The organism is Candidatus Symbiopectobacterium sp. NZEC135 (assembly GCF_025962695.1).
Genome location: NZ_JAGFPF010000004.1, coordinates 1 through 19,520, shown reverse-complemented (window position 1 = coordinate 19,520; position 19,520 = coordinate 1). Strand labels below are relative to the sequence as shown.

14 protein-coding genes are annotated in these 19,520 nt (G+C 50.7%); 6 read left to right on the top strand and 8 right to left on the bottom strand.

Going from position 1 to position 19,520, the window contains the following annotated elements; all coding sequences use genetic code 11:
• Positions 1 to 63: 63 nt before the first annotated feature.
• Positions 64 to 1,548 (bottom strand): molybdate ABC transporter ATP-binding protein ModF, encoded by a 1,485-nt coding sequence (gene modF, locus J5224_RS03745; RefSeq protein ID WP_264624086.1) that lies wholly within the window; start codon positions 1,546 to 1,548, stop codon positions 64 to 66.
• 101 nt (positions 1,549 to 1,649) lie between these two features.
• Positions 1,650 to 2,441 (bottom strand): molybdenum-dependent transcriptional regulator, encoded by a 792-nt coding sequence (gene modE, locus J5224_RS03740; protein WP_264624085.1) that lies wholly within the window; start codon positions 2,439 to 2,441, stop codon positions 1,650 to 1,652.
• A gap of 363 nt (positions 2,442 to 2,804) precedes the next feature.
• On the opposite strand from modE, the gene J5224_RS03735 reads away from it, so the two are divergent.
• The 4 genes from J5224_RS03735 (at position 2,805) to modC (ending at position 5,649) form a co-directional block, all read left to right on the top strand.
• A complete protein-coding gene (locus J5224_RS03735; RefSeq protein ID WP_264624084.1) occupies positions 2,805 to 2,954 on the top strand; it encodes an AcrZ family multidrug efflux pump-associated protein in 150 nt (49 codons plus the stop codon).
• A gap of 174 nt (positions 2,955 to 3,128) precedes the next feature.
• Positions 3,129 to 3,905 carry a molybdate ABC transporter substrate-binding protein gene (gene modA / locus J5224_RS03730; RefSeq protein WP_264624083.1) on the top strand — a complete coding sequence of 259 codons (777 nt, stop codon included), beginning with the start codon at positions 3,129 to 3,131 and terminating at the stop codon, positions 3,903 to 3,905.
• Positions 3,902 to 4,591 (top strand): molybdate ABC transporter permease subunit, encoded by a 690-nt coding sequence (gene modB, locus J5224_RS03725; protein ID WP_264624082.1) that lies wholly within the window; start codon positions 3,902 to 3,904, stop codon positions 4,589 to 4,591. Before modA ends, modB begins: the two co-directional genes overlap by 4 nt.
• Entirely contained in the window at positions 4,591 to 5,649 is a 1,059-nt protein-coding gene (gene modC, locus J5224_RS03720; protein ID WP_264624081.1) for a molybdenum ABC transporter ATP-binding protein ModC, read from the top strand. The genes modB and modC overlap by 1 nt, the downstream gene beginning before the upstream one ends.
• Positions 5,650 to 5,681: 32 nt before the next feature.
• Here modC and J5224_RS03715 read toward each other — a convergent pair whose 3' ends face one another.
• Positions 5,682 to 6,503 (bottom strand): pyridoxal phosphatase, encoded by an 822-nt coding sequence (locus J5224_RS03715; protein ID WP_264624080.1) that lies wholly within the window; start codon positions 6,501 to 6,503, stop codon positions 5,682 to 5,684.
• Between the two features lie 96 nt (positions 6,504 to 6,599).
• Between J5224_RS03715 and pgl the strand changes: the two genes are divergently transcribed.
• Positions 6,600 to 7,598, top strand: a complete 999-nt coding sequence (gene pgl / locus J5224_RS03710; RefSeq protein ID WP_264624079.1) for a 6-phosphogluconolactonase — start codon at positions 6,600 to 6,602, stop codon at positions 7,596 to 7,598.
• Between the two features lie 71 nt (positions 7,599 to 7,669).
• Here the strand turns inward: pgl and fdnI are convergent, their stop codons facing one another.
• From fdnI to metG, 5 genes are all read right to left on the bottom strand, one after another.
• Complete coding sequence (gene fdnI, locus J5224_RS03705; RefSeq protein ID WP_264624078.1) at positions 7,670 to 8,308, bottom strand: formate dehydrogenase-N subunit gamma; 639 nt, start codon at positions 8,306 to 8,308, stop codon at positions 7,670 to 7,672.
• The gene (fdxH, locus tag J5224_RS03700; protein WP_264624077.1) at positions 8,305 to 9,195 is read right to left on the bottom strand and encodes a formate dehydrogenase subunit beta; all 891 of its coding nucleotides are present in this window, start codon (positions 9,193 to 9,195) and stop codon (positions 8,305 to 8,307) included. The genes fdnI and fdxH overlap by 4 nt, the downstream gene beginning before the upstream one ends.
• 11 nt (positions 9,196 to 9,206) lie before the next feature.
• Positions 9,207 to 12,254 (bottom strand): formate dehydrogenase-N subunit alpha, encoded by a 3,048-nt coding sequence (gene fdnG, locus J5224_RS03695; protein WP_264624076.1) that lies wholly within the window; start codon positions 12,252 to 12,254, stop codon positions 9,207 to 9,209.
• A 303-nt stretch (positions 12,255 to 12,557) separates the two neighbouring features.
• On the bottom strand, positions 12,558 to 15,512 hold the full coding sequence (locus J5224_RS03690; protein ID WP_264624075.1) for a hypothetical protein: 2,955 nt from the start codon (positions 15,510 to 15,512) through the stop codon (positions 12,558 to 12,560).
• A gap of 472 nt (positions 15,513 to 15,984) precedes the next feature.
• Positions 15,985 to 18,012, bottom strand: coding sequence for a methionine--tRNA ligase (metG, locus tag J5224_RS03685; protein WP_264624212.1), 2,028 nt, complete (start codon positions 18,010 to 18,012; stop codon positions 15,985 to 15,987).
• A 226-nt stretch (positions 18,013 to 18,238) separates the two neighbouring features.
• Between metG and apbC the strand changes: the two genes are divergently transcribed.
• Entirely contained in the window at positions 18,239 to 19,348 is a 1,110-nt protein-coding gene (apbC, locus tag J5224_RS03680) for an iron-sulfur cluster carrier protein ApbC (RefSeq protein ID WP_264624074.1), read from the top strand.
• The last annotated feature ends 172 nt before the right edge of the window (positions 19,349 to 19,520 follow it).

Here is a 19,520-nt window from a genome sequence, read left to right as displayed (position 1 = left end):
GAACAGACAGGCCCCACTGAATTCATTGCACACATGGACAAAAACGCGGACTGACTTCCTATCTTAACCACTGTTGCTGCATTCCAGTGTTTCAAACTGATACCCATAGACCTCTCCCTGCGCCACAAAGGTGAGGCGGTGTGTGATGCATTCCGGGGCATCTTCCGCATGGTGGGAAACAAACAGTAACTGTGTTTCTCCTTCGCCGATCAAGACATCCAACCAGCGCCGTACTAACTGCCGGTTGAGCGGATCTAACCCTTGCAAAGGCTCATCAAGAATCAACAGTGCCGGATGTTTCACTAGCGCGCGTGCGATCAAGACCAGACGCTGCTGCCCCCATGACAATGCGTGGAACGGGGAGTCCGCTTGTGCAGTGAGCCCCAGCAGGTCAAGCCATTGCTGCGTTAAGAAACGTTGACGATCGGACACGGCCTGATAAATGCCGATCGAATCGAAAAAGCCTGATGTAATAACATGGCGTACGCTACTGCTGACGCGGTATTCCAAATGCAGGCTGCTGCTGACGTAACCGATATGCCGTTTGATATCCCAAATGGTTTCACCACTGCCACGCCGGCGTCCAAACAGCGTTAAATCATTACTGTATCCCTGTGGGTGATCGCCGGTAATCAGGCTTAGCAGCGTGGATTTTCCTGCACCGTTAGGGCCGACGATTTGCCAATGCTGACCGGGTAACACCTCCCAATTAAGATGGTGCAGAATGGGACGATCGTTATATTGCACTACGCCATCTCTCAGCAGGATGCGCGCTTGACCGGCAGGGAGCGCCGGCGTATGCAGCGGGTCTTCAGGGGCCGGTAGCGCAGTGCCGGAAAGCGTTTCACTAAACGCGAGTTGGGCGATCAAGGCATCGGCCAATACTGCTTCACGCGTACCGGTGCGGGTCAGCGTGCAGTCCGCCAGAATACCGACATGGTTGATAAACTCAGGAATATCATCGAACCGGTTCACGATGATCGCCAGCGTGTAGCCGCGCTGCGCCAGCTCTGCCAGATGTTCTGCCAACTGTGCGCGGGAAGCGACATCGAGACCATCGAAGGGTTCGTCCAGAATCAGCAGTTCGGGCTTTGGCATCAGCGCCTGACACAGCATGACCTTGCGTGTTTCACCGGTAGAGAGGTATTTAAACCGGCGAGAGAGCAGAGGAGTGATACCGAACAGGGCGGCCAGTGTGGCACAACGGGCAGGATCGTGAATATCGTCCTGAATCACTTCAGCGGTAGTACGCCCGGTATCGTCTTCATCAGCGCTGAGCATATCAGTATTGTTACGCTGCCACTCTTGCGTGACTAACTGTTGCAACTGCTCGAAGGAGAGACGTGCCACGCGAGGAAAATCGCTGTGTTGTGAGCCTTCCAGCAACGGGAGTTCTCCCGATAGTGCACGTGCCAGCGCAGATTTTCCGCTGCCATTCGCGCCCACAAAGGCCCACTGTGATTTTCCTTCCAGCGTTAAGGCATCAATGCGCAAAACGCGTGTGTCATTTATGCGAAAAACACCTTGCATAATTTGCAATGACGACATTCTTTATCTCTTTTTTAGCAAGTAATGCACTCAGAAATAAAGGGCATTGCCGCCATTGTCAAGCTGTTCCTATGGCGAAGTTTGTCGCGCGGGGCCAGCGATCAGCACAAGGTTGCGACAATTGCACGATCGGCATTAAAGCAGGCTGTCACCGCCATTCCCACGCGCAGTTGCTGTTGTGTCACTTGCTCGTTTGGCACCGTGGCGCAAAGTGTCTCACCGCTTGCCAGCGCAATCAGCACTTCACTGCTATCCTGTCCCACTTCCAGCGATGACACGGCACCTGTCAGTTCGTTATCGGATTGTGGTCGGGGTGCTGTGGCATCGTATACCGCAATCCAGGGCGCTTTGATCAACACCAGCACTTCTTTACCTTCATTAAGCCCCAATCGCTCGGCGCTCTGTTGGGTCAGTAATACATTCACCGCCGTCTTTCCATCGGCCAACAGTACACTCAGGTGCTGCTGAACCGTATCCCGACTGCGGGCTTGTACCGTCCCAAAGAACTGGTTGCGGGCGCTGGTTTGCAGTGAAAAACGCGCGATGGCAGCCAGCAGGCTGTCCAGCGGCAAATTATCATCTTGCAGAACGTCAAACGCCTTTTGCTGTATTTGTGCCAGCAAATCATAGAGCTGAATCAGTCGTTCGCCATAGCGCGTAAGCGTGGCCCCACCGCCGCCTTTGCCGCCGGTCATGCGTTCTATAATGGTCTGTTCTGCCAGTTGATTCATTTCGTTGATGGCATCCCAGGCGCTTTTATAGCTGATACCTGCGAGCTTGGCACCTTGGCTGATGGAACCGGTGTGACGAATCTGTTTGATCAGCTCAATGCGCCGTGGGTCGGCAAAAAGACGTTGTTGTAATTTGAGTGTCAGAAGGATTTCAGCTTGCATGGTCACGGTCCAGGGAGATTAAAAAAGACAAAACCGAGCGTGTGTGACGTTCGGTACAGCGCTATTGTCGCGCGTTTGAGCTGTGTTGGGCAAACCGCACAAATGGTCGCATTAATTCTTACAGTTACGGTACACTATTCATCATCACCCGTAATGATTTTTCGTTGCGGTACGTTGAGATTCGCGATGAATGTCGCGTGTATACCCTAAATAATTCGAGTTGCAGGAAGGCGGCAAGCGAATGAATCCCGATGAGCTTACTCAGGTAAGTGATTCGGGTGAATGCGTGTAGCCAACGCACCTGCAGCTTGAAGTATGACGGGTATATTGAGAAACGGACCGTTACCGATAAGTGAGGTAAACATGTTGGAATTGCTCAAAAGCCTGCTGTTTGCAGTTGCCATGGTGCCCGTGATGATGGCGATCATCCTCGGTGCTATCTACGGTTTAGGCGAAGTCTTTAACGTCTTTTCCCGCATTGGTCATGCCGATGAACGCATTGTAAGAAAATAATCCCGCCACGTTTTCTCTTTTTCTGATGCCTGGTCTCGTCGACCGGGCATTATTTTTTTGTATGTACTCTCTTCGGAGTATGCGATCAAAAGCGCATGACATTATAGGATTTATCGTTATATTATCCCGAATACAACGATAACGTCCTGATGTAATTACTCTTGGGAGAGACCGATGAAACAGCAATGGATGAAATGGGGTGTTGCACTAACCCTGAGTGCAACCCTGGCGGTGCCAGCCTTCGCAGCAGAACAAAAAATCACTGTGTTTGCCGCCGCTTCGCTCACCAATGCGTTGCAGGAAATTGCCGCGCAATATAAGAAAGAGAAAAACGTCGATATCGTTTCCTCTTTTGCCTCCTCTTCAACGCTGGCTCGCCAGATTGAGCAAGGCGCACCTGCGGATCTGTTTATCTCTGCCGACCAGCAGTGGATGGATTACGCTCAGGATAAAAAACTGACGGATACCGCGACCCGCTACACCCTGCTGGGTAACGCGCTGGTGGTGATTGCACCGAAAACCAGCGACGTGAAGCATTTTGCCATCACGGATAAAACCGACTGGAAGAGCCTGCTGAAAGGTGGACGTTTGGCCGTTGGTGACCCAGACCATGTGCCTGCAGGGATCTACGCGAAAGAAGCACTTCAAAATCTGAAAGCGTGGGATGAGTTATCACCGCTGATGGCGCGTGCTAATGACGTGCGCTCCGCTATGGCGCTGGTAGAACGTGAAGAAGCCCCTCTGGGCATTGTGTATGGCTCTGATGCGGTTGCCAGTAACAAGGTGAAAGTGGTCAGCATTTTCCCGAAAGAGAGCCACAAGGCGGTCGAATATCCGATGGCTATCATCAAAGATCATAACAACGCGACGGTGACGGGTTTCTACGACTACCTGAAAACCCCTGCCGCTGCGGACGTGTTCAAACGCTATGGTTTCACGCCGCGCGGATGATTCTCACGGATTACGAATGGCAAGCCATTGAACTCAGTCTTAAAGTTTCCATCACCGCTGTAATATTCAGCCTGCCGCTAGGGATCCTGGCGGCATGGGTGTTGGTGCGTTGCCGTTTTCCCGGAAAGTCGCTGTTGGACAGCATTATCCATTTGCCGCTGGTGTTGCCACCGGTGGTGATTGGTTATTTGCTGCTGATCGGGATGGGCAAAAAAGGCGTTATTGGCCAGTGGCTTTATGAATGGTTTGGCCTCAGCTTCAGTTTCAGTTGGCGCGGTGCCGCATTAGCCTCTGCGGTGATCGCGTTTCCACTGATGGTACGTGCGATCCGTTTGGCGCTGGAAGCGGTGGATACGCGACTGGAGCTGGCTGCCCGAACGCTGGGTGCCAATCCTTGGCGCGTATTTCTGACCATCACGTTACCGCTCTCATTTCCCGGCATTGTGGCAGGCACCGTATTGGCATTTGCTCGCTCGCTGGGTGAGTTTGGTGCAACCATTACGTTTGTGTCCAATATTCCGGGAGAAACGCGCACGATTCCGTCAGCGATGTACACGCTGATTCAAACCCCTGGCGCAGAAGCTGACGCCGCGCGCCTGTGTGTGATTGCCATTCTGCTCTCAATGGCGTCGTTGCTGCTCTCTGAGTGGTTAACCCGCTGGGGCCGCAAACGGTTGGGGGTGTAATGCTGGAGCTTAATTTTCATCAACGCCTCGGCGATCTTGATTTGCGTGTGGATACCCAATTGCCCGCATCAGGCATTTCTGCGGTGTTTGGCGTATCAGGCGCAGGAAAGACCTCGCTGATCAATGCGGTGGTGGGCCTGACGCGTCCACAGTCTGGTCGAATTGTGCTCAACGACCGCGTGCTAATGGATGCGGAAAAACGTATCTGCCTGCCGCCCGAAAAGCGCCATGTGGGTTATGTGTTTCAGGATGCCCGGCTGTTTCCGCACTACCGTGTGCAAGGTAATCTGCGCTATGGCATGGCATCATCCATGAAATCGCAGTTTGATGCCATTGTGGCACTGCTGGGCATTGAGGCACTGTTAAACCGTTTACCCCTCACCCTCTCCGGTGGCGAAAAACAGCGTGTGGCGATCGGTCGTGCGTTGCTGACCGCACCGGAACTGCTGCTGATGGATGAGCCGCTGGCGTCGCTTGATTTGCCGCGCAAACGTGAGCTGCTGCCCTATCTGGAAACGTTGGCGAAAGAGGTCAATATTCCTATCCTGTATGTCAGCCACAGTATGGAAGAGATCGTGCGGCTTGCCGATCGGGTGGTGGTGCTGGATAAAGGTAAGGTTAAAGCGGAAGGTCGGTTGGAAGAGGTATGGGCGAGCAGCGCGATGCGTCCCTGGTTACCGAGCGATGAGCAAAGCAGCATTCTCAACGTGAAAGTGATGGAACAGCATGAGCGTTATGCTATGACGGCGCTGTCGCTGGGCGAGCAACGGCTGTGGGTGAATCGGGTTTCCATGCCGTTGAAAACGCCGTTGCGTATTCGTGTTAACGCGGTCGATGTCTCTTTGGTGCTGCAACCACCAACGGCGAGCAGTATTCGTAACGTGTTGCCCGCGAAGGTGTTGGAATGCATCGACGTCGATGAACAGGTCGAAGTGAAGCTGTCAGTGGGGGGACAAATCCTGTGGGCGCGGATTTCACCCTGGGCGCGCGATGATCTGAGACTGCATGCCGATATGTGGCTGTATGCGCAGATCAAGAGCGTGTCGATAACGGCGTAGTCATTCCCCGGCGTTCGCCGGGGATAACGGTGTTACTGCAATACGCGCTGGCGAATTAACTGTGCAATTGCAGGCTCTTCATTGTGCCCGATAACCAGATCGGCGTGCGCTTTAACGGCATCATCACTGTTGCCCATAGCAACGCCGAGCCCTGCGGCTTTCAGCATACTGATGTCATTGAAGTTATCGCCAAAGGCCAGCACTTCGCTCATGGAATACCCCTGAGATGTGACCCATTCACTCAGCAACTTGCCTTTGTTATTTCCGCTTTGGGCAACGTCAACCTGATCCTGCCAGGACCACTCGCAGGTCAGGCCAAACTCATCCATAACCCGATTGGCAAAGTTGTCTAACGCTTGCGTATCCGAATGCGACAGGGCGAATTTCCAGATATTTTGCACCCGATCGGCAGCGTTCAACAGGCTGTCAACGTGAACGAAGGTGGGGCGCTGGTGTGGCGGCAGGGTTTCACCCCACGCCTGAGTGCGAATCACATGGCCGGTCGGTTCTTGATACAGCATGCCGTCATCGGCATACATCAGCCCGTGAATGCCATACTCGCCTAGCAAGGTCAGCACGTTTTTAGCTTGTGTCGCTGTCAATGGATTGGCTTGCGATGTCTGTTTATTCTGATAATCGTACAGATAGGTGCCATTGCAGCAAATCGCGGGTGTATCCAGATCCAACGCCTGATAGAACGGATGAATCGCGGAATGGTGCCGCCCAGTGGCGATCACCACTTTGACCCCTTGTTGGCGCGCCAGCGCCAGCGCAGTGAGGGACTCCGGTAAAATTTTCTTTTGTTTGTCCAGCAATGTGCCATCCAAATCAAGAGCAATGATACGATACGTCATAGCGGTCCTATTAAGAGAGTCTAGAATTGCGTTAATGCCCATAATGTTACACCCTAAGTGGCATGGCGCAAAATGCGACAAACCAAGGAGAAAAGCATGCAGCAAGTGGTCTATATCGCCAGTCCGGAAAGCCAGCAGATTCACGTCTGGCAGTTGGCGTCCTCGGGGCAACTCACGTTGTTACAGGTTGTTGATGCGCCGGGTCAGGTGCAGCCGATGGTGATATCCCCCAACAAACAGCATCTTTACGTTGGGGTACGCCCGACGTTCTCGGCCATCAGTTACCGTATCGATGCACAAGGTTTGTTGACGCAGGTTGGTTCTGCTTCGTTGCCGGGAAGTCCGACGCATTTGTCCACTGACCGCCAAGGGCGTTTTCTGTTTAGCGCATCCTACAGTGGTGAAACGTTGAGCGTCAGCCCGATTGATGCCGAAGGTATTGTAGGAGAGCCTATTCAACAACTGGATGGGCTATCAGGTTGCCATTCAAGCAATATCGATCTTGAAAACCGGGTGCTGTGGGCACCGTGTTTGAAAGAAGATCGCATTCGGTTGTATGACGTTTCTGCCGAGGGTGAGCTGTCCGTTGCGGCGCAAGCGGACCTGCACGCGGTGGAGGGGGCTGGCCCACGGCATATGGATTTTCATCCCAACCAGCGTTTTGCTTACTGTGTCAATGAGTTGAACAGTACGGTTGACGTGATTGAGCTGCATTCAGTGGCGGGCAACGCGCGCACCGTGCAGTCGCTGGATGCCATGCCGCAGGGCTTTGCGGATACTCGCTGGGCAGCGGATATTCATTTGACGCCGAATGGCCGTTTCCTTTATTGCAGCGATCGTACTGCCAGCCTGTTAAGTATTTTCCAGGTGTCCGAGGATGGCAGCACCTTGACGCTGGTGGGACATCAACCGACGGAGACACAACCGCGCGGTTTTAACATCGATCATCGCGGTGAGTTTGTGATTTCTGCTGGGCAGAAGTCTCAGCACATTGAGGTGTATCGCATCGATCAGGAAAGCGGAAAGCTGCAACCACTGGCGCGCTATGCCGTAGGGCAGGGGCCGATGTGGGTGAGTGTATTGGCGCTTGATTAAGCCAGACGGGGTTCCCGCGCAGTGAGGGAACCCCAACAGGATATTCCCGGCCTGTCGCCGGGAAGCTCGATTTACTTCTTCTCTTCTTCTTCGTTAAGCACCTGACGCGCCCAACGCGGGTGGTGCTTACGCGCCCATTTGGCAGAGACTTTGCCCTCGATCATGCCCTTGATGGAACCACGTACCCAGAACGCCATGTACATATGAATCAGGATGGCGTGGATCAATACGATAGCTGCCGCCGCGTGCACCAGAATGGCGTAACGCACGATATCGATCGGGAACAGGTGAGCAAAGTAAGGCCGCCACATGATGATGCCAGTAATCAGCAACACCAGCGTCAACCCCATGATGCTCCAGAACATCAGCTTCTGGCCCGGGTTGTATTTGCCTACATCCGAGACGTTGTGCTCATTGCCTTTCAGTACCTCAACAATATGCAGGAACCAGGGAATATCGCCTCGTTTCGGAATATTGTGGCTCACAAACCGGAAGAACATTGGCACCAGACAAACCACGATCAGAATGCCGAAGAACGGGTGCATGATGCGCCCCATCTGCGGCGTACCAAAGGTTTGCGTCAGCCATTGCAGTGTGGGGAAAAACAGCGCAATCCCGGACAGCGCCACCAGGAAGAAGCTGATCACCACAATCCAGTGACAGATGCGGTCAACGAATTTGGTGCGCACAATCATTTTCTGCTTGCTCATTGCTTCTCCTCCTCGTCGTGGTCATGCTCCGTTTCTTCCGTGTTTGGCCCAACGCCAACATAGTGGAAAATCAAACCGGCAAAGGTCGCGACAAAGCCGAGCGTTGCCAGCGGTTTGAGGATACCTTTCCACAAATTAACCGGTGTGGAGATCTGCGGATTGTCGGGCAAATTGTTGTAGAGCGACGGTTTATCGGCATGGTGCAGTACGTACATCACGTGAGTACCGCCCACCCCTTGCGGGTCGTACAGGCCGGCGTTGTCATAGCCACGTTTTTTCAGATGCGTGATGCGCTCTTCCGCCAGCACCTTCATGTCTTCCTTGGTGCCGAAATGAATGGCACCGGTCGGACAGGTTTTCACACAGGCCGGTTCCTGACCCGTGCTCACGCGGTCCACGCACAGGGTACATTTGTACACCCGGTTATCGTCTTTGTTCAGACGCGGAACGTTGAACGGGCAGCCTGCGATACAGTAACCGCAGCCGATACAGTGCTCGGACTGGAAGTCGACAATACCGTTGGCGTACTGAATGATGGCACCGGCAGACGGACACGCTTTCAAACAGCCCGGATCGCTACAGTGCATACAGCCATCTTTACGGATCAGCCATTCCAGACGATCGGCACTTTCCACTTCAGAAAAGCGCATTACCGTCCAGGATTTGGCGCTCAGATCCATCGGGTTGTCATACACCCCGTGGTTATGGCCCACTTCGTCACGGATGTCGTTCCACTCGGAGCAAGCCGCCTGACAGGCTTTACAACCAATACAGGTGGTGACGTCAATCAGTTTCGCCACTTCGCTTTTGTCGTTTCTCACGTGCGGTGGCGGTGTCAGGCTACTGGTAGCCGAACGTTGGATAATATCTTGAGATTGCATTGACATAGCGCGCTACCTTACACCTTTTCCACATTCACCAAAAACGCCTTGAACTCTGGCGTTTGCGAGTTAGCGTCACCGACGCTGGGCGTGAGGGTATTTGCCAGGAAGCCTTTGCGCGTGGTGCCTTCAAAGCCCCAGTGGCAAGGTATCCCGACGGTCTCAATCGCTTTACCGGCGACGGTCAAGGTCTTGATTCGTTTGGTGACCACCGCTTTGGCTTTGATATAGCCGCGCTGGCAGGAAACCTTCACCTCATCTCCCGCTTTGATCCCTTTGCTCTGCGCCAGGTTCTCGCCAATCTCGACAAACTGCTCGGGTTGGATAATGGCGTTGATGCGCGCATGCTTGGTCCAGTGACGGAACAGCTCGGTAATGGAGTAGGTGGTGGCGACATACGGGAAGTCGCTTGCCTTGCCCATGGTTTTCGCATCGCGGGCAAACAGTCGCGCCGCCGGGCTGGAAACCACGGACGGGTGCAATGGATTGGTGTCGAGCGGTGTTTCAATCGGCTCGTAGTGTTCCGGGAACGGGCCATCGACCAGTTTGTCCACGGAGAATAGACGCGCCACACCTTCCGGCAACATGATAAACGGCATGGTGTCTTTGCCCGGCGGTACGGTGGCGGCAAAATCCGGCACATCAATGCCTTGCCATTTCTGGCCGTTCCACTCCAGCAGCTTGCGCTTGCTGTCCCACGGTTTCCCTTGCAGGTCAGCGGAGGCGCGGTTATACAGGATGCGGCGGTTTTGCGGCCAGCACCACGCCCAACCCGGCGTTGCCCCCAATCCGGCATCGCTGTTGTCGCGGTTCGCCATCTGGTTGCCTTTTTCCGTCCAGCTACCGGCGTAAATCCAGCAGAAGCTGGAGGTGGTACCATCGTCGCGCAGTTGTGAGAAGTCAGCCAGTTGCTGGCCTTTTTTCAGGATCAGCGTGCCTTTGTCGTCATAAATATCCGCCAGCGCCATCCCGTTACTTTCACGCGCAATTTCTTCCGGCGTAGGGTCTTCCGGGTCCTGGTAGTTCCAGTTGATGTTCATCAACGGCTCAGGGCACACGCCGCCTTCTTCGCGATACAGCTCGCGCAGGCGCATCAGCAGTTTGCCGAGGATCTTCCCGTCGTGCAGCGCTTCTGCCGGTGGCTCAGCCGCCGCCCAGTGCCATTGCAACCAACGGCCGGAGTTGGCAATGGAGCCGTTCTCTTCCGCAAAACAGCTGGAGGGCAAACGGAACACTTCGGTCTGGATGGAGGCGCTGTCGACTTCGTTAAATTCGCCGTGGTTCTGCCAGAAGGTGGAGGTCTCGGTCGCCAGTGGGTCGATAACCACCATGTATTTCAATTTGGAGAGTGCTTCCGTCGCTTTGTTCTTGTTGGAGAACGCGGCGAGCGGGTTGAAGCCTTGCACAATATAACCGTGCATCTTGCCTTCAACCATCAGCTCGGTCTGCATCATGACATCGTAGCTGCGATCCCACTTCGGCAGCCACTCGTAGCCCCACTGGTTGTCCGCTTGCGCGTGGTCGCCATAGAAGCTCTTCATCATGCTGATAAAGAATTTTGGCGTATTTTTCCAGTAGTTAACCTGATCCGGCAGCAGCGCATCCGGCGTGATCTGCTTGAGATAGGTTTTCAGGTCAGTTTGCTTTTCCGACGGCAGCGGCATGTAGCCCGGCAGGTTAAGGCTCAGTAGCCCCAGGTCGGTATAGCCTTGAATATTAGAGTGACCGCGCAGGGCGTTGACACCGCCGCCGGCCATGCCGATATTGCCCAGCAGCAGTTGGATCATGGCTGCGGCACGGATAATCTGTGCGCCGTTGGTGTGGTGTGTCCAACCCAGCGCGTACATGAAGGTCGCGGTTTTATCGGGGGCGCTGGTTTCTGCCAGAGAGCGGCAGATCTCTTCGTAATGGTGCGCTGGCGTACCGCACAGGGAAACCACCATTTCAGGCGTGTAGCGAGCAACGTGGTTTTTCAGCAGGTTCCAAACGCAGCGCGGATGCGTCAGCGTCATGTCGCGTTTGGCGAAGCCGTTGGCATCCAGTTCATAGTTCCAACTGGTTTTGTCGTACTGGCGGGCATCCGCATTATAACCGCTGAACAGCCCTTCATCGAATCCGAAATCTTCACGCACGATCAGGCTGGCGCTGGTGTAAGACTTCACGTATTCGTGCTGAATTTTATCATGGGTGATCAGGTAGTTGATAATCCCCAGCAGGAACGCAGCATCAGAACCTGCCCGGATCGGGGCATAGAGATCGGCCACGGCGGCGGATCGGTTAAAGCGCGGGTCCACCACGATCAGCTTGGCGTCGTTATGGGTTTTCGCTTCGACCGCCCATTTAAAGCCCACCGGGTGGGCTTCTGCGGCGTTACCGCCCATCACGATAATCAGGTTGGCGTTTTTGATATCCACCCAGTTGTTGGTCATGGCACCGCGACCAAACGTGGGCGCGAGTGCGGCAACGGTTGGGCCATGGCACAAGCGTGCCTGGCAGTCGATAGCGATCATGCCCAGTGAGCGGGCAAATTTCTGATCGAGGATACCGGTTTCATTGCTGGCGGCAGAAGAACAGAGCATGCCGGTGGTCAACCAACGGTTAACCACGGTGCCTTTGGCGTTGACGCGTTCAAAGTTGGCATCGCGGTCTGCCTTCATCAGGCGTGCAATGCGGTCAATGGCGTCATCCCAGCTAATGCGCTGCCATTTGTCGGAGCCTGGCGCGCGATACTCGGGGTGTTTCAGACGGCCTTCACTGTGGATGTAGTCAACCAGCCCCGCGCCTTTCGGGCACAGCGAGCCACGGCTTACCGGATGATCTGGGTCCCCCTCGATATGGTAAATGGCCGGTTTAGCGTTTTTCGCGCCATCACCCAGGCTGTACATCAACACACCGCACCCGACAGAGCAGTAGGTGCAGTTGTTACGTGTTTCCTTGGCGCGCAGTAACTTGTACTGACGTACCGATGCCATTGCTTCCGTGGGGGCAAAGCCCAGTGCAGCGAGGGTGGTGCCAGCCATCCCTCCTGCACAAACTTTAAAGAAACCTCTTCGATTGATTTGCATTAGTTTCCCTATGTGATTGTTTGTTTATTTTTTGTTGCAGGCAATTTAACAACACTCACGATAGGGGTTTTGCGCGAAATCAAAATTTAAGTATTTAAAACACCTTTTTACTCCTTTAAAGGTATGTTTTTATGGCGATATATAATAGATTATATAGCGTTTGGTTTCATTTTTGTAATCTGCTGGTTGTTTTTTCGCTGCAAAAATAGCCAAAACGGCAAAAAATCGCCGTACAAAAAAGATACAATTAAGCAACAGAAAAGAGGGGGATATGCTACGATGTTGCTATGTTGGTCGGAGTCGTTATAGATAATCCTGCCAATCGCCGGGCTCTAGAGAATCGATCTTATCGCTGAGCTCCTTGCTGGAGCCTTTACCCAGATAAGTAATTTTATCCAAGGTCACATCTGAAAGTTTCACATGTGCCTCATATAATTTATTGGCACCTTGAGTTTCATAGAGCCAGTCTATGGTGTTGTCTGCGTCTGAGGTTGCCTCAAGGAATTTAGCTAACCCTACCGGATTTTTTTCAATATTAGTGACTAGCGATGCTCCCCTTACTGTTGACCCGTCTATTTTATAAATATGATAACTTGCCCTATTAGCTCTGATGTAACGTAGTAGCCCTGTTAAATCCTCCGCAACGATCAATGTTTCGGTGTCTTTTAGCATGTTGGACACAGCACCAAAGTCTTCCGAAGGAGTAAAGCCATTTGTTATTTTTAGTTCTTCATAACTTTTTCTATCTGCGCGATAAAGCGGTTGAGAGAAACCAGATTGTTCAAAAATAGAGTTTGCATTCATTTCATTATCTAATTGACATGGCTGTCGTTTTGCTCGGCCTGATGCACCTACACATGGATTAGGTATGTAGGAAGAGTTCGTTTTTGTGGCTTTATTACTTTTTGCTACGGTGTTTTTATTTATAGATAATGGCGTGGAGCTTCCATTTGTTGATAATTTTCCTATGTGCTTTTTTATAAAATCAGGTGTTGTTACTGATGATGATAATTTGTTGGATAATCTGTTGCTCAATTTCCCCAATAATATAAAACCGGGGTCTGCGTCTTTTAATATGGTTTTTCCTATGGTTTTTATCTCTTTTGCAGTTGGGGTGGGAATTCTATTTAATATGGTTTTACTTGATTTTTGGAATACTTCTTTAAAAGATAATTTCTTTACTGAAAGGAATGTTAAGATCGCTGATGTGCTAAAATTTTTACCCAAATTTGCAGCCATGCGAAAAGTAGGTATAAATGAGAGTGCATCTATAAGACAATCTGGGATATATTCTTCTGGAGCATTTTTATTAATCCCTTCTGCGCATTGGTAGAAAGGGATGAACATCTTCAAAAATTCCCATTTTTTTTGAAGATCAGATTTATCATCTCCAGCAGCATAGAGATAGTTGTAGTAATCGTCTCTATGAATTTTGCTAATGTAGTCTACTAAATCAGTTGGCCTAAATTTTTTAGAAATCACCTTGTCATTGTTTATTTTAATTTCATATCTAACATCTTCTAGCTTTGATTCTATAAGGTTTTCTTTTATGATGTAATCCTCGCTGATATTATTCTTTTCAAGAAGATTTTTCTCGATGTATTTTTTTATATCTCGATCGACTCTAATCATATCATAACCCTCGATATGACCGTCTTTTTTATCATGTAGCGCGTAAATTCTTTCTTCTTTATCATTAATAATGCCCAATAACATTGTGTTTTTTAAATTGATATTTTCATTATGTGTTAGTCCTTGAAAAAAACCACCGACAAAAGGCCTTACTGTTCTCATATTAAAATCTACATGGGAGATTGTGGATTTAATGGATGAGATGAATTCACGTTCCTCATAGGGAAGACTGTTTAATGCAGAGGAAATGAGATATCTATCAATCTCATAAAAGTTGTCTGCAATGTCATTTGTCAGTTTTTGATATTCATCATCTAGGTTTTCTGGTGCGCTATCGCAGGGTTTTGTAAAACCATTTAAGTATAATTCTTTGTAAGTAGACTGTACGGTTTCCTTCTTATAAAACTCGGAGAGTTCATTTTTAGGACATTGCCTAATAATTTTATCTGCGAGTTTTCCTTTGCTTAGCCAATTACTCACAGCAGTACTATAGTTATTGTAAATTCTTGAAATATCCTGGCTGATACTCTTAATTCCATCACGGTATTTTTTATGCTCTTGAATGCAGAAATCACCTATGTTTTTTTCTTTTTTATTTTCATCAAACCATTTTGATGCATGTGTTGCCATGAAAATCTTTGCTGGAGATTGAAAGAAATTGATTTTATCGAGTTGTTCACTGTCTTCAACTGTATCCCACAATAACTCACCTGCCATTATAGCCTCTTGTGATGTGTACGTCTCTAATCCGATCTTATCCAGAAAAAGAGAACCAGTGTAAAGAGATATAAAATTGTAATCTTTCAGTTTCATTTTTTCTATTTCACTGTCTGTTTTTTTGAGAAAAGGCATTTCTTTAAATAGAGTGTCATTCCATATTCTATCGATATTTTTTCGATCGCTATCAGAGAATAATGGTGTTGAAAATAGACTGTTTTTTTTATTCAGCAAGTAAGCATGTAATTTACCTATGGTGTCAATGTCGCTATTTCTTTTGGCGATCTCGGACACGCAATATTCTATTGGGGATTTTTCTTCAAATATACTTTGGGAAAACCATTGGTATAACATAGACTCTGCTTCTTGAAATCTAAGACCACCATTTTGTTTGGAGTTGATTATTGGTGAGAAAACGTTGGTCGCTAGGGCGATGATCCTGTTTGTATTGATTGACATATCGTCTGTTGGATCTGTGTACATGTAATTCGCTACCGCCGAAATCAATTTTTCTTTTTTAATATTTGGTGTGTTAATGTTATTTTTAGGGAAAAAATAATCTAGTAATTTTTCATTTTCTTGAGAGTCTAAATGTTTGAATGTGGGCATTTTTTCTAAATTTATTTTCACCTCGCCATCTATTTCTGAACGTTTTTCAATTAATTTATCTTGATTATTAACCATGATGTATGGAGTGTCGGTTTGCTGTGTTTTTTTTGATTTTTTTACTTCATGTAATGCTTTTAAAGTGTTGATGCGTTCATATAATGATGGGGTGATGTGTGGGGGGGAGAGGTTGCTGTTATCTTGCTCTTGTTCTATCCATTTTGTTTTTGGGGGAGATTTATGAGATTTTGATTCTATCCTTTCTTTAATGACACTAGAGTTGAGCGTGTTTACTGAAACCATTATAAACTCCAAAATAATGAATTTGATTGCATACCTGAAGACAACATCGACGAATGAGTGAAGCGTACTACAGTGTATTTTTATAACGAATAATAGAATAAGGATTCTATTTTATTCTTTAACCGAAATAGCATATTTGTGTGAATCTGTGAGTTATACCATCTGATGTTCAAGCTCCGTTTAGTTAAATAGCTGTCGTTGATGTATTTCTTGAATTAGTAAAAGTGTGCAGAGAGCAAGGCAGGCAAGGCTTGCTGGTATTGGGAGGCGAGTATCGGTAATGCTAGGGGGATTCAAGGGGAAGGGGGTAAGCGTAAGCTAAGAGCCTACTACAATTGTCCCTGGGCAGTGTCCGAAACCTTCACGTACTTCGTGTAGGCTCCGGTTTCTGCACACTTTCCGTGTCCAAACTGGCTACGCCAATAACATCTATTTGAGTCGGCGCTAAGCCGCCCGGAGGCGGCTTGATGGGTTATTTCACTTGCATGCCCGGCTGTGCACCGCTATCCGGGCTGAGCAGGAAAATTTCCTTGCCGCCAGGACCTGCGGCCATCACCATGCCTTCCGATACGCCGAAACGCATTTTACGTGGAGCAAGGTTGGCGACCATGATGGTCAAACGGCCTTCCAACGCTTTCGGATCGGGATAAGCCGTGCGGATGCCGGAGAAAATCTGGCGCGTTTCACCGCCGAGATCCAACGTCAATCGCAGCAGCTTGTCAGATCCCTCCACGAAATCAGCCTGTTTGATCAGCGCAATGCGCATATCCACTTTGGCAAAATCGTCAAAAGAGATGGTGTCCTGAATCGGATCGTCAGCCAGCGGGCCGGTCACCACTTTCTTGGCACTCATGTCCTCTTTGGAGGCATCAACCATCGCATTGACCTTGTCGAGATCGATACGGTTGAACAACGCTTTGAACGCTTTCACGTCGTGACCCAGCAGTGGTTGTGCTACTGCATCCCAGGTCAGCGTGGTGTTGAGGAACGCTTCGGCGCGCTCGGCCAGCGCTGGCAATACCGGTTTCAGGTAGGTCATCAGCACGCGGAACAGGTTGATGCCCATCGAGCAAATCGCCTGCAAATCCGCATCGCGGCCTTCTTCTTTTGCCACCACCCACGGGGCTTGTTCGTCCACATAGCGGTTGGCGATATCGGCCAGCGCCATGATCTCGCGGATGGCTTTGCCGGATTCGCGGTTGGCGTAGGCTTCGGCAATGCTGTCAGCCGCAGTGGCGAAGGTGGCATAAAGCTCGGCATCGGCCAGCGTTTCCGCCAGTTTCCCGCCAAAACGCTTATTGATGAAACCGGCGTTACGCGACGCGAGGTTAACCACTTTGTTAACGATATCGGCATTAACGCGCTGTACGAAATCTTCCAGATTGAGGTCGATATCGTCAATGCGTGACGACAGTTTGGCCGCGTAGTAATAACGCAGGCAATCCGCATCCAGATGTTGCAGATAGGTCTCGGCCTTGATAAAGGTGCCGCGCGATTTGGACATTTTGGCACCGTTTACCGTCACATAGCCGTGCACAAACAGGTTGGTTGGCTTACGGAAACCGCTGCCTTCCAACATGGCAGGCCAAAACAGGCTGTGGAAATAGACGATGTCTTTACCGATGAAATGATACAGTTCAGCGCTGCTCTCTTTACGCCAGAATTCATCAAAATCGATATCACCGCGTTTGTCGCACAGGTTTTTAAACGACCCCATGTAACCGATTGGCGCATCCAGCCAGACGTAGAAATATTTGCCCGGCGCATCCGGCACTTCAAAACCGAAGTAGGGCGCGTCACGGGTGATATCCCACTGTTGTAAGCCTGCATCAAACCACTCTTGCATCTTGTTGGCGACCTGCTCTTGCAATGCGCCGGAACGCGTCCAGGCTTGCAGCATTTCGCTGAATGCGGGCAAATCAAAGAAGAAATGTTCTGACTCGCGCATCTCCGGCGTCGCACCGGAAACCGCTGATTTGGGATCGATCAGTTCTGTCGGGCTGTAGGTCGCGCCACACACTTCGCAGTTATCGCCATACTGATCGGCCGCTTTACATTTCGGGCAGGTGCCTTTGACGAAACGGTCCGGCAGGAACATGCCTTTTTCCGGATCGTAGAGCTGCGAAATAGTGCGGTTCTTGATAAAACCGTTCTCTTTCAAACGACCATAGATAAGACCGGACAGCTCCCGGTTCTCTTCACTGTGAGTGGAGTGATAATTGTCGTAGCTAATCTGAAAGCCAGCGAAATCCCGCTGATGTTCCTGACTCACGTCCGCAATCATCTGCTCCGGTGCCACACCCATCTGCTGTGCTTTCAACATGATTGGCGTACCGTGGGCGTCATCCGCACAGATAAAGTGAACCTGGTGACCGCGCATTCGCTGATAACGGACCCAGATATCAGCCTGGATATGCTCCAGCATGTGGCCGAGGTGGATTGATCCGTTAGCATAAGGCAACGCGCAGGTTACCAATATTTTCTTAGCGACTTGAGTCATAGTGGGGAACTTACTTTCTTTCATGATGATGAGAAGGAATCCCGATGTTAACCGATAGGTCCTTACGGCGTAAACCGCTGCAAGCGGAAAATACTGCCAAACGCCGGCAATACGGCGTTGACGCAGCTTGGGCCGATTTTTTCACTGAGGTCAACGATCGGGGCGGGGCATTCTGTTATGCTATGGCTGTTTTTCCACAAAATAATGAGAACGATAAGGAGCCGGGATGAACGCAACAATCCCTGAGCAAACCCCCGATACGCTGAAGGCACTGGTGACCGGTGTCCTCTCCACGTTTAAGCACCCGACGCTGAAAAATAACCTGACGACGCTTAATGCCCTGCATCACTGCGCTTTGCTGGATGGGGTGCTGCGCATTGAACTGGTGATGCCGTTTGCCTGGTTGAGTGGGTTAGAAGTATTAAAAGAGACCGTCAGTCCCGAGTTGATGCGTTTAACCGGTGCCAAGGATGTGGAATGGCGCCTGACGCACAGTATTGCCACACTGCGCCGCGTTAACAACCAAGCGGGTGTCAAAGGTGTTAAAAACATTATTGCCGTTAGCTCTGGTAAGGGCGGCGTGGGGAAATCCAGCACCGCGGTGAACATGGCGTTGGCACTGGCCGCAGAGGGTGCGTCGGTGGGTATTCTCGATGCTGACATCTATGGCCCGTCCATTCCGACCATGTTAGGCACCGCCAGCGAGCGCCCGACTTCGCCGGATGGTCAGCACATGGCACCGATCATGGCTTACGGCCTGGCGACCAACTCTATCGGTTATCTGGTGACGGATGATAATGCAATGGTGTGGCGCGGCCCGATGGCGAGTAAAGCGCTGTTGCAACTGCTGCAAGATACGCTCTGGCCGGATCTCGATTATCTGGTATTGGATATGCCGCCGGGCACCGGGGATATCCAATTGACGTTGGCGCAGAATGTGCCGGTGACGGGCGCGGTGGTGGTGACGACGCCGCAAGACATTGCGTTGGTGGATGCCATGAAGGGCATCACCATGTTTGAGAAAGTCAGCGTGCCGGTGTTGGGTATCGTCGAGAACATGAGCGTGCATATTTGCAGCCACTGCGGTCATCTGGAGCCGATTTTTGGCACGGGCGGCGCGCAGAAACTGGCGGAGAAATACAACTGTGCTCTGCTGGGGCAACTGCCGCTGCATATTTCTCTGCGTGAGGATCTCGATCGCGGTGAACCTACTGTTGCCTGCAAACCAGACAGCGAGTTCACCTCACTGTATCGCGAACTGGCCGGGCAAGTGGCTGCGCAACTGTACTGGCTGGGTGAAGTCATTCCGACCGAGATTTCGTTCCGCGCGGTGTGACCGGTTAACGGCGTGGGAACCTATAGCGTTCCCGCGCTTCAGTTGATATTTCTGCACGTGTTAACGTCGAATATAGCGACCGTGTTCACCGATCCTTTTGCAAACCAGAAATGACCATGAGTAGGGCTGGCGCTGCCTGCCTTAACTCCCTATAATTCGCTCGTTACTGTTT